Annotated in this window: 4 protein-coding genes; all 4 read right to left on the reverse strand. The window is 70.2% G+C overall.

Translation table 11 applies throughout. The features are described 5' to 3' along the window. Positions 1 to 128 (reverse strand): creatininase family protein (locus tag G6020_RS09005; protein WP_182610383.1); only part of this gene is annotated, 128 nt, incomplete at its 3' end. 20 nt (positions 129 to 148) lie between these two features. Continuing rightward, positions 149 to 964 carry a mycofactocin-coupled SDR family oxidoreductase gene (locus G6020_RS09010; RefSeq protein WP_179525882.1) on the reverse strand — a complete coding sequence of 272 codons (816 nt, stop codon included), beginning with the start codon at positions 962 to 964 and terminating at the stop codon, positions 149 to 151. 61 nt (positions 965 to 1025) lie between these two features. Then, complete coding sequence (mftD, locus tag G6020_RS09015; RefSeq protein WP_182610384.1) at positions 1026 to 2249, reverse strand: pre-mycofactocin synthase MftD; 1224 nt, start codon at positions 2247 to 2249, stop codon at positions 1026 to 1028. A 54-nt stretch (positions 2250 to 2303) separates the two neighbouring features. Next, on the reverse strand, positions 2304 to 3536 hold the full coding sequence (gene mftC, locus G6020_RS09020; RefSeq protein WP_179525884.1) for a mycofactocin radical SAM maturase: 1233 nt from the start codon (positions 3534 to 3536) through the stop codon (positions 2304 to 2306). Between the last annotated feature and the right edge of the window lie 116 nt (positions 3537 to 3652).

Consider the following 3652-nt stretch of genomic DNA (forward strand, 5'->3'; position numbering starts at 1 on the left):
TACGCGAGAGCGGGGAGCACCAGGACGCCGGCGGCCGCGAGGGCGTCCGCGGTGGCCGTGGCCAGCAGCGTGTCCGTCTGGGTGGGCAGGTGCGCGCCGTGTTGCTCGGTGGCGCCGAGCGGCAGCACCGCCAGGACGGGCTCGATGGTCAGACCTTGATCGCGCCCATGTCGACGGTGAACGTCGACGCGGTGATGGTGCGGGAGGCGTCCGAGGCCAGGAACAGCACCGAGTCGGAGATGTCGTCCGTGGTGGCCATGCCCATCCCCAGGATCGGCGTGAAGTGCGGGAGGAACTGGGGCATGTTGGTGAACACGTCGTGGGCCGCCGGGTCGTCGGCACCCATGGGGGTCAGCACGCCGTAGGGGTGGATCGTGTTGACGCGGATCCGGTGCTCACCGAGCTCCTTGGCCGCGGTCTGCGCGAGGCCCACCACGCCGTACTTGGAGGCCGAGTAGGGCGACTGGACCGGCATGGCCTTGAGTCCGGCGACGGAGCTCACCAGGACGATCGATCCACCGTTGTCCGCCGCGAGCATGTGCGGGATGGTGGCCTTGAGGGTCTTCCAGTACCCCGTGAGGTTGATGTCGATCGTGTCCTGCCACTGCTGCTCGTCGATCTCCCAGACCTTGCCCCAGTTGCAGATGCCGGCGTTGGCGATCACCACGTCCAGACGGCCGCCGAACTGCTCGACCCCGCGGGCGACCAGGTCCTGCTGGAACGCCAGGTCGCGGACGTCGCCGATCTCGGCGAGGATCTCCCCGCCCTCCGCGCGGACCTTCTCGACCGTCTGCGCGAGGTCGTCCTCGGTGGCCGCCTTGTAGCCGACGTGCTCGGACGGCGAGGCGCACAGGTCCAGTCCGATGACACTGGCACCCTCCCGGGCGAAACGGATGGCGTGCTTGCGGCCCTGGCCGCGGGCGATGCCGGTGATGTAGACGACCTTGCCGTCGAAGTCTCCCATGGACTGTGGTTCCTTTTCCTCTACGGACGTAACAGGGAGGCCCGGCGGACCGCCCACCGGGTCACTCTCCCAGGCGACGCATGAACCCGTCGGGGATCACGTAGTCATCCCTGGTGAGCTCCGAGATCGAGGACTTGCTCAACCCGATCAGGCTGGAGTCCAGGCCCGAGCGCAGGACGTCCAGGACGTTCTCCACGCCGGCCTGGCCGTTGGCGCCCAGGCCCCACAGGTACGCGCGGCCGATCATCACGGCGCGGGCGCCCAGGGCGAGCGCCTTGGCCACGTCCGAACCGCGCCGGATCCCGCCGTCCATCAGCACCTCGACCTGACCGTCGACGGCGTCGACGATCGGTGCGAGGCAGCGGATCGAGGCCGGGGTGCCGTCGAGGTTGTTGCCACCGTGGTTGGAGACCGAGATCGCGCTGACGCCTGCGTCGACCGCACGCCGGGCGTCGTCGATGCGGGTGATGCCCTTGAGCATGACCGGCCCGTCGTAGTTGTCCACGACCCACGCGATGTCCTCCCACGTGGCCGGCGGGGTACCCATCCACTCGCCGTAGGCGCCGAAGAAGGTCGGACCCATCTCGCCCTGGTGCACGAGGTTCGGCGTGGTCAGGTCGGGGAAACGCTTGTTGGTCACCACGTCACGCGCCCACTCGGCGGCCCAGCGCGGACGCACCGCGATCTCCGGGGCGAGGGTGAGCATCGCCTTGGCGTCGAGCTTCTCCGGGATGGTCGGACTGCCCCAGTCGCGCCCCATGGAGAACGACCAGTCGGTGGTGAGGATGACGCCCGCGGCGCCGGCGGCCTTGGCCCGCTCGAGGCGCTCGAGGACCTTCTCCTTGCCGCCGAGCCAGTACACCTGGAAGAAGGTCTGCGGGTTCGCGGCGATGACCTCCTCGATCGGCTTGGAGGCGAAGGAGCTCAGTCCCATCGCGGTGCCGCGCGCGGCGGCCGCGCGGGCCACGTCGACCTCACCGTCCGGGGTCACGGCCTGGACCCCGGTCGGCGAGATCATCACCGGGAGGCTGATCGGCTGCCCCATCACAGTGGTGGCCATGTCCCGCTCGGCCTTGGCCCCGATCACGTGCGGCTTGGGACCCAGCTCGGCGAACGCGGCCGTGTTGTCGTCGATCGTCACGCCCTGCTCACTGCCGGCCACCAGCGCCATGTAGACGCTCCGGGGCAGCTTCTTCTTGGCGCGGCGCTGGGCCTCGGCGACCGATTCGAACCAGGGGTTGCGGCGCCAGGGGTTGGCCTCGGCGATCTTCGACAGGCGTGACACGGGAGAGGGCTCCTTCGGGGGAGGACGTGGGCGGTGGCGGGTCGGCCGGCCGACTCAGACGGGGGACTCGTCGCACAGGCTGGTGGGCCTGCGCGGCGGGGTGGTGACGAGGGTCAGCGGGACCGGGCCGGTGGGCTGCTTGCGCGCCGCCAGCCCCTTGACCCGGGAGTGGTCCTGTGACGGCGAGGGGATGCTGCGCTCGGCCGCGAGCAGTCCCTCGCCGTACCCCTGGACGCACTCCGGGTCCGGCCCGTCCATGGGCAGGCCGGTGAAGAACTTGGCCGCCATGCAGCCGCCGCGGCAGCTGTCGTAGAAGTTGCAGGACGCGCAGGCCCCGGCCGACTGGGGCTCACGCAGCTCGCGGAAGAGCTCCGAGGTCTGCCAGACGCTCTCGAAGCCGCCGTCGGAGACGATGTTGCCGGCGAGGAACTCCTCGTGGATCGCGAACGGGCAGGCGTAGACGTCCCCGATCGGGTCGATGAGGCACACCACGCGGCCCGCGCCGCAGAGGTTCAGGCCGGGCAGCGAGCCCTGGCCGTCGCCGAAGGCCGACAGGTGGAAGAAGCTGTCACCGGTGAGGACGTTCGACCCGTGCTCGACCAGCCAGTCGTAGAGGTCCTTCTGCTGCTCGGGGAGCGGGTGGAGGTCGTCCCACACGTCCGCCCCGCGGCCGGAGGGGCGCAGGCGGGTGATGCGAAGGGTGGCGTCGTACTTGTCCGCCAGGGCCTTGAACTCGTCCAGCTGGGTCACGTTCTCGCGGGTGACCACCACCGAGATCTTGGCGTCGGTGAAGCCGGCGTTCTTGAGGTTCTCGAGGGCACGGACCGCCATGTCAAACGAGCCCGGGCCGCGGACCGCGTCGTTGACCTCGGCGGTGGCACCGTCGATGGAGATCTGCACGTCGACGTAGTCGCTCGCGGCCAGGCGCTGCGCCACCTTCTCGTCGATGCGCACGCCGTTGGTGGAGAACTTCACGCCCACCTGGTGGCTGGTCGCGTAGTCGACGAGCTCCCAGAAGTCGGGGCGGACGGTGGGCTCGCCACCGCCGATGTTCACGTAGAAGACCTGCATGCGCTGCAGCTCGTCGATGATCGCCTTGCACTGCTCGGTGCTCAGCTCGCGGGGGTCGCGCTTGCCCGAGGAGCTCAGGCAGTGCACGCACGCGAGGTTGCAGGCGTAGGTGAGCTCCCAGGTCAGACAGATGGGGGCGTCGAGGCCGCGCTCGAACTGGTCCACGAGGCGGCCGACGGGGGCGGGGGCCGCCGGGCGGCTGAGCGTGCTGGTCATGAGGTCTCCTCGATCATGCGCGAGGCGGCGAGCTGGCCGAGCGCGTGCAGGTACAGGCGGGCGGTCCCGGGGTCGTCGATCGGTACACCGGCGGCCGCGCAGGCGGCGCGGGCGGT

It is taken from the genome of Dietzia sp. B19 (assembly GCF_014145155.1).
GTDB lineage: Bacteria > Actinomycetota > Actinomycetes > Mycobacteriales > Mycobacteriaceae > Dietzia > Dietzia natronolimnaea.